The following is a 7,024-nucleotide window of genomic DNA, read 5'->3' as shown; positions in this document are numbered from 1 at the left end:
CGCGGTGGCGCGGTGGCGCGGTGGCGCGGTGGCGCGGTGGCGCGGTGGCGCGGTGGCGCGGTGGCGCGGTGGCGCGGTGGCGCGGTGGCGCGGTGGCGCGGTGGCGCGGTGGCGCGGTGGCGCGGTGGCGCGGTGCGGGGTGGCACGGCGGGCGTCGCGCCGGGGGCGGTCAGGCGCGGCGGGCCAGGTGGGTGGCGATCGCGGCGGCGAGGCGGGCGGGGGCCCCGTCGGCGTACCCGATGAAGAGCGACGGCTCGGTCAGCTCCAGCTCGACCAGGACCGGCTCGCCGTCGGGGCCGGGGATCAGGTCGACCCGGGCGTAGAGCAGCTGCCGCGTGCCGCCGGGCACCGTGGCGAGGGTCTTCTCGGCCACCGCGAGCTGTTCGGGTCGGGCGGTACGGGAGGTGATCTCCTCGGCCTTGTAGAGCCCGTCCGGGCCGAGGTCCGGGCCGGTCAGCATCGGCCCCTTGCGGATCGCGTGGCTGAACGTGAGCCCGTCCGGCCCTGCCAGGAAGAGCAGTGCCGTCTCGCCCTCGGTGTCGACGGCGCGCAGGTACGGCTGGACCATGGTCACCCGGCCGGCGTCGGAGAGCCGGCGGACATGTGCGGCGGCCAGGTCCCGGTGCTCCGGGTCGGCCAGGTCGTAGCGGCCGGTGTCCTGGCTGCCGGCGCTGACCGAGGGCTTGAGTACGTACTCGCCGGTCTCGGCGGGCGGTTGCCAGCTCTCCCCCGGCTCGACCCAGGACGTCGGAACGGTCGGCACCCCGGCGGCGGTCAGCTCGGCCAGGTAACGCTTGTCGGTGTTCCAGCGGACCACGTCGGCCGGGTTGACCAGCGTTGGGACGGTCGCCGCCCAGGCGACGAACTCGTCGCGGCGCAGCGCGTAGTCCCAGGGTGAGCGGAGCACGACCAGGTCGTACGAGGACCAGTCGACATCGGGGCCGTCCCATACCGCGGTGTCGACGGCGATGCCATGGGCGCTGAGCGGGGCGAGGACCAGCCGGTCGTCCGGGTCGAGGTCGGCCAGGTCGGCGCAGGTGACGAGAGCGACCCGGGGTTCCCCCCGGGTCGACTGGTGATCGGTGGTCAATTCAGGTGTCTATTCAGCGGGCCATCGTGCGCCGGGCCATCGACCGCCACAGGTCGTTGCTCGGACGCATCTGGTCCATCAGTTCACGCTCCCAGGCGTTCTCGACGGTGACTCCCGCCTTGGCGCACGCCTCCCGGGCGGTGACGGTGTCGTCGGCGAACTGGTCGCCCCACTCACCGTCGGATCCGACCAGGACGATTCGCGCGCCACGCTTGCCGACGTACTCGATGACCGCCTTCGCGCCGCCGTGCCCGGCGGCGAACGCCTTGAGGCCCGCAACCAGGCCCTGGGGCGTCTGCTCGCCGGCGGTCTGCTCGGCCGTCAGCGTCGTATCGGAACCATCTGCCATGACGCGAAGCCTAAGCAGACCCGCACCCTCTCGGGCGAGAACCATGAACCTTTTGTGATGCCAATTACCTACAGGTTTAAGGCTGACCACAGGCAAGCTGTCCGGTTATATACCGACTTTTCATCGCAAAACTTCGCGGCAAACCCCTGCGCATCCACCACAGGTTGAGCCCATCCGGCTCATGCCGAAAGTTACCCTGATGTGACGTTAAACCGGACAACTCATCCATGGGCATGATTAGTCGGACGACGAGCGACACCCACCGGATCGGCGGGGCGGAACCGCGAGGCGGGCGTCAGACGCGAGGCGGGCCTCAGACGCCGACGTAGGCCTCAGACGCGAGGCGAGCGTCAGATCAGCGCGTCGAGCGCGACGGCCACGAACACGATCGTCAGGTACGTGGTCGACCAGTGGAACAGCCGCATCGGCTTGACCGCCTCGCCCCGCGTCGCGCGCCGGCAGAGTCGGTGTGCCTCGACGATGAAGATGGCGCCCACCACCAGGGTCGGCACGCCGTAGATCGCGCTGAGCCCCAGCGGCCAGACAGCCAGGGAGGTGAGCACGGTGAGCCACGCGAAGATCAAGATCTCGGCGTTCACCCGTCGGGTCGACGCCACCACCGGCAGCATCGGGATGCCGGCCCGCGCGTAGTCGTCCTTGTATTTCATGGCGAGCGGGTAGAAGTGCGGCATCTGCCAGAAGAAGACCACCGCGAAGAGCCCCCAGGCCGCCGGGGCCAGCCCGCCGGTGACCGCTGCCCATCCGATGAGCACCGGAGCGGCCCCGCAGGCGCCGCCCCAGAACGTGTTCGTCGGGGTGGAGCGCTTGAGCCACAGCGTGTAGACGACGTCGTAGTAGACGATCGCGGCAAGGGTCAGCCCGGCGGCCAGCAGGTTGGTGAACGCCGCCATCAGGACGATCGAGATCGCCGCCAGCACCAGACCGAAGACCAGCGCGCTGCGTGGCGACACGGTGTGCGCCGGCAGTGGCCGACGCTTGGTACGCCGCATCAACTGGTCGATGTCCCGGTCGATGTAGCAGTTGAGCACGCTGGCCGCGCCGGCGGCGAGCGAGCCACCGATCAGCACGATGGCCATCAACCACAGCGACGGGAGCCCGCCCTCGGCGAGCATCATCGCCGGGATGGTGGTGACCAACAGCAGCTCGACGATCCGCGGCTTGGTGAGCGCCACGTACGCCGAGAGGACCGCGCGTACGTCCCGCCGGGCCACCGGGCCCTCGGCCGCCCGCGCCGGGTGCTGCCCGGCCGGGTTGCTCGCGGGGCGCTCGGTGATCATGCTCACGGATTGCCACCTTCCGGCATCGGGCACGGGGAGATCGGATTGGTCGGGACCGCCCGGGTCCGCATACCGACCCACACACTACGCGTTGTCGTTTTGGCTGCCCGGCCGACCCGACAACGGTGCGGACGGTCACACCACCGGGTTGACCGGCGCGACGGGTTCGTCACGTAGCGCACACCATGCGGAGATCCCCGGGCGCGCGTTTAGGGACGCTCGATAGGGTCATCAGTGAGGGTTCCGCCCATCTGCCGAGGAGCACAACCATCGTGGCTGCCAAACGACCCGAGCACTCCGCACTGAACTGGTCCGACCTCGATCGCCGGGCCGTCGATACCGTCCGCGTGCTGGCCATGGATGCCGTGGAGAAATCCGGCAACGGCCACCCGGGCACCGCGATGAGCCTTGCGCCCGCGGCGTACCTCCTCTTCAACCGGGTCATGCGGCACAACCCGGCCGACCCGAACTGGCCCGGCCGTGACCGGTTCGTCCTCTCCGCCGGGCACTCCAGCCTGACCCTCTACATCCAGCTGTTCCTGTCCGGCTACCCGCTGAGCCTGGCCGACCTGCAGTCGCTGCGGCAGTGGGGCTCACTCACGCCGGGTCACCCCGAGCACGGGCACACCCCGGGCGTCGAGACCACCACCGGCCCCCTCGGGCAGGGCTTGGGCAACGCGGTCGGCATGGCCATGGCGGCCCGCCGCGAGCGCGGCCTGTTCGACCCCGAGGCCGAGCCGGGCGCGTCGGTCTTCGACCACAACATCTGGTGCATCGTCTCCGACGGCGACATCGAGGAGGGCATCAGCCACGAGGCCAGCGCCCTCGCCGGGCACCAGCAGCTGGGCAACCTCACGGTGATCTACGACGACAACGAGATCTCGATCGAGGACGACACCCGCATCGCCAAGAGCGAGGACGTGGCAGCCCGCTACGAGGCGTACGGCTGGCACGTGCAGACCGTCGACTGGCGTAGCGGCGACGCCGACCAGGGCGACTACCACGAGGACGCCGAGGCCCTGCACGCCGCGCTGCTGGCCGCCAAGGCGGAGACCGGCCGTCCCTCCTTCATCGCCCTGCGCACCATCATCGGCTGGCCCGCTCCCAACAAGCAGAACACCGGCAAGATCCACGGCTCGGCGCTCGGCGCCGACGAGGTGAAGGCCACCAAGCGGATCCTCGGCTTCGACCCGGAGCAGACCTTCCAGGTCGACGAGGAGGTGCTCGCCCACGCCCGCACGGTGATGGGTCGCGGCTCCGACGCCGAGCAGGCATGGACCGGCGAGTTCGACGCCTGGAAGAAGGCCAACCCGGAGCGCACCGCGCTCTACGAGCGGATGGCCGGGCGGGTGCTCCCCGACGGCTGGGCCGACGCGCTGCCGGTCTTCCCCGCCGACGCCAAGGGCGTGGCCACCCGTGCCGCGTCCGGCAAGGTGCTGGAGGCGCTCGCGCCGGTGCTGCCGGAGCTGTGGGGTGGCTCGGCCGACCTGGCGGAGAGCAACAACACCACCATGAAGGGCGAGCCGTCGTTCATCCCGGCCTCGCACGCCACCAAGGACTTCCCCGGCCACGAGTACGGCCGCACGCTGCACTTCGGCATCCGCGAGCACGCCATGGGAGCGATCCTGAACGGCATCGCCCTGCACGGCGGCACCCGCCCGTACGGCGGCACGTTCCTGGTGTTCAGCGACTACATGCGCCCGTCGGTGCGGCTGGCCGCGCTGATGAAGCTGCCGGTGACCTACGTCTGGACGCACGACTCGATTGGCCTGGGCGAGGACGGCCCGACCCACCAGCCGGTGGAGCACCTGACCGCGCTGCGCGCCATCCCCGGTCTGGACGTGGTCCGCCCGGCGGACGCCAACGAGACGGCCTGGGCCTGGCGGATGGCGCTGGAGCACACCGACCGGCCGACCGCCATGGCGCTGAGCCGCCAGCCGCTGCCAACCCTGGACCGGGACGTCCTGGGCAGCGCGGAGGGGGTCGCCAAGGGCGGCTACGTGCTGGCCGAGGCGTCCAACGGCAAGCCTCAGGTGATCATCGTCGGCACCGGTTCCGAGGTGCAGCTCTGCCTGACCGCGCGGGAGCGCCTGGAGGCCGACGGCACCCCCACCCGGGTGGTTTCGATGCCCTGCCAGGAGTGGTTCTACGAGCAGGATGAGGCGTACCGGGAGTCGGTGCTCCCACGCGGGGTAAAGGCACGGGTGAGCGTGGAAGCGGGCATCGCGATGTCCTGGCGCGGCGTCGTCGGCGACCTCGGCGAAAGCGTCAGCCTGGAGCACTACGGAGCGAGCGCCCCGCACACCGTGCTCTTCGAGCAGTTCGGCTTCACCGGCGACCGGATCGTGGCGGCGGCGCACGCCTCGCTGGCCCGGGTGGGCGACATCACCGGTTTCACGACCGGCAACTGAGGGAGCGTGGACGGCATGACGGACAAGCTGAATGAGCTCACCGCCGCAGGCGTGGCGGTGTGGCTCGACGATCTTTCCCGGGTACGACTGAGCTCCGGCGGGCTGGACCAGCTCCGCCGTGAGAAGCACGTGGCCGGTGTCACCACCAACCCGACGATCTTCGCAAAGGCGCTGAGCGACGCCGACGAGTACAACTGGCAGCTGCGCGACCTCGCCACCCGTGGCATTGAGGTCGAGGAGTCGGTGCGGATGCTCACCACGTACGACGTGCGGTGGGCCTGCGACGTGATGCGCCCGTCCTACGACGGCAGTGCGGGTGTCGACGGCCGGGTCTCCATCGAGGTGGACCCCCGGGTGGCGCACGACAGCGACCGGACGGTTGCCGAGGCCAAGGCCCTGTGGTGGCTGGTCGACCGTCCCAACCTCTTCATCAAGATCCCGGCCACCGAGGAGGGCCTGTCGGCGATCACCGACACGCTGGCCGAGGGGATCAGCGTCAACGTGACGCTGATCTTCGGCCTGGACCGCTACTCGGCGGTGATGGAGGCGTTCCTCGCCGGCCTGGAGAAGGCCAAGGCCAACGGCCACGACCTGTCCACCATCGGCTCGGTCGCGTCGTTCTTCGTCTCCCGGGTGGATGCCGAGGTGGACAAGAGGCTGGAGAAGATCGGCTCCGAGCAGGCCAAGTCGCTCCGGGGCAAGGCCGCCGTCGCGAACGCCCAGCTGGCGTACGAGCGCTACACCGAGGTGTTCTCCTCCGACCGCTGGAAGGCGCTCGCCGACGCGGGGGCGCACCCGCAGCGGCCGCTGTGGGCGTCCACCTCGACGAAGAACCCGGACTACCGCGACGTCATCTACGTCGAGGAGCTGATCGCCCCCGGCACTGTCAACACCATGCCGGAGTCGGTCATCCACGCGTACGCCGATCACGGCGAGACCCGCGGCGACACCATCACCGGCGCCTACGACGCGGCCCGCAAGGTCTTCGCGGACCTGGAGTCGGTTGGGGTGGACATGGCCGACGTGATCGCCACCCTGGAGCGCGAGGGCGTGGAGAAGTTCGAGGCCAGCTGGCAGGAGCTGCTCGACGGCGTCCGCAAGTCGCTGGAGGCGGCGGCGAAGGGTAAGGGTTCTCCGAACAAGGCCGCCAAGGGCAACGCCAAGGGCGCCGAAAAGGCCGGTGGCGCATGAGCGAGAGAATCCGTGCCACCGTCGAGCGCAGTGAGGTGGCGGCATGAGTGACCTGTTGGCAGGGAAGGTGGAGGCCGCCGCCGGGCTGGCCGTGTACGGCGCGGACGCGGTCGACAAGTCCGCTCCCGCCTCGACCCGGGACGCGCTGGTCAAGGCCGGCGTCCCGGGCAAGCTGGCCGGCAAGGACGCGAGCCTGTGGGGTCCGGACGCCGAGGCCGAGGCGAAGGTCCGGCTCGGCTGGGTGGACACCCACCAGCGCAGCCGGGAGCTGCTGGCGCAGCTGGCCGAGCTGACCGCGGAGCTGGCCGACCTGGACCACGTGGTGCTCGCCGGGATGGGTGGCTCGTCACTGGCCCCCGAGGTGATCACGCGGACCCTGGGCCGCCCGCTGACCGTGCTGGACACCACCGACCCGGGCCAGGTCCGAGCGGCGCTCGGTGACCGGCTGGAGCGCACCGTCGTCGTGGTGGCGAGCAAGTCCGGTTCGACGGTGGAGACCGACAGCCACCGGCGCGCCTACTGGCAGGCGTTCCTGGACGCCGGGATGACGGAGGCGGAGGCCGGCCGGTCACCTTCGGTTGGGGACCGCGATTCCTGCACTCGACGGGTCAGTACCACAAGGGCGGCCCGCAGGTGGGCAGCTACCTCCAGGTGACCGGCGCGGTCGCGGAGGACCTGGCGGTGC

The 7,024-nt window shown here is 70.7% G+C and carries 5 protein-coding genes and 1 pseudogene; 3 read left to right on the top strand and 3 right to left on the bottom strand.

The features are described from left to right. Nucleotides 1-169: 169 nt before the first annotated feature. The 3 genes from KBX34_RS12740 to KBX34_RS12730 all read right to left on the bottom strand — a co-directional run bounded on the left by KBX34_RS12740 (nucleotide 170) and on the right by KBX34_RS12730 (nucleotide 2,743). Nucleotides 170-1,090, bottom strand: coding sequence for a RimK family alpha-L-glutamate ligase (locus tag KBX34_RS12740; RefSeq protein WP_210794364.1), 921 nt, complete (start codon nucleotides 1,088-1,090; stop codon nucleotides 170-172). 13 nt (nucleotides 1,091-1,103) lie between these two features. After that, entirely contained in the window at nucleotides 1,104-1,439 is a 336-nt protein-coding gene (locus tag KBX34_RS12735; protein WP_088949242.1) for a hypothetical protein, read from the bottom strand. A 350-nt stretch (nucleotides 1,440-1,789) separates the two neighbouring features. Beyond that, entirely contained in the window at nucleotides 1,790-2,743 is a 954-nt protein-coding gene (locus KBX34_RS12730; protein WP_088949243.1) for a heme o synthase, read from the bottom strand. Nucleotides 2,744-3,009: 266 nt separating this feature from the next. On the opposite strand from KBX34_RS12730, the gene tkt reads away from it, so the two are divergent. The 3 genes and pseudogenes from tkt to KBX34_RS12715 all read left to right on the top strand — a co-directional run. Then, nucleotides 3,010-5,148 (top strand): transketolase, encoded by a 2,139-nt coding sequence (gene tkt / locus KBX34_RS12725; RefSeq protein WP_210794365.1) that lies wholly within the window; start codon nucleotides 3,010-3,012, stop codon nucleotides 5,146-5,148. Between the two features lie 15 nt (nucleotides 5,149-5,163). Continuing rightward, nucleotides 5,164-6,339: a transaldolase gene (gene tal / locus KBX34_RS12720; protein ID WP_088949245.1), complete on the top strand. Its 1,176-nt coding sequence runs from the start codon at nucleotides 5,164-5,166 to the stop codon at nucleotides 6,337-6,339. Nucleotides 6,340-6,382: 43 nt separating this feature from the next. Further along, nucleotides 6,383-6,907, top strand: a pseudogene (locus tag KBX34_RS12715) (glucose-6-phosphate isomerase); the annotation flags it as partial. Nucleotides 6,908-7,024: the final 117 nt, after the last annotated feature.

This window comes from Micromonospora sp. M61 (genome assembly GCF_018070245.1).
GTDB lineage: Bacteria > Actinomycetota > Actinomycetes > Mycobacteriales > Micromonosporaceae > Micromonospora > Micromonospora zamorensis.
Note: the sequence above shows the minus strand (reverse complement) of the source record. Positions and strands in the feature narration are given on the sequence as shown.

Bases quoted from the DNA above. Each gene is read 5' to 3' on its own strand.
- KBX34_RS12735 (WP_088949242.1), bottom strand. From the start codon at position 1,439: ATGGCAGATGGTTCCGATACGACGCTGACGGCCGAGCAGACCGCCGGC.
- tal (WP_088949245.1), top strand. From the start codon at position 5,164: ATGACGGACAAGCTGAATGAGCTCACCGCCGCAGGCGTGGCGGTGTGG.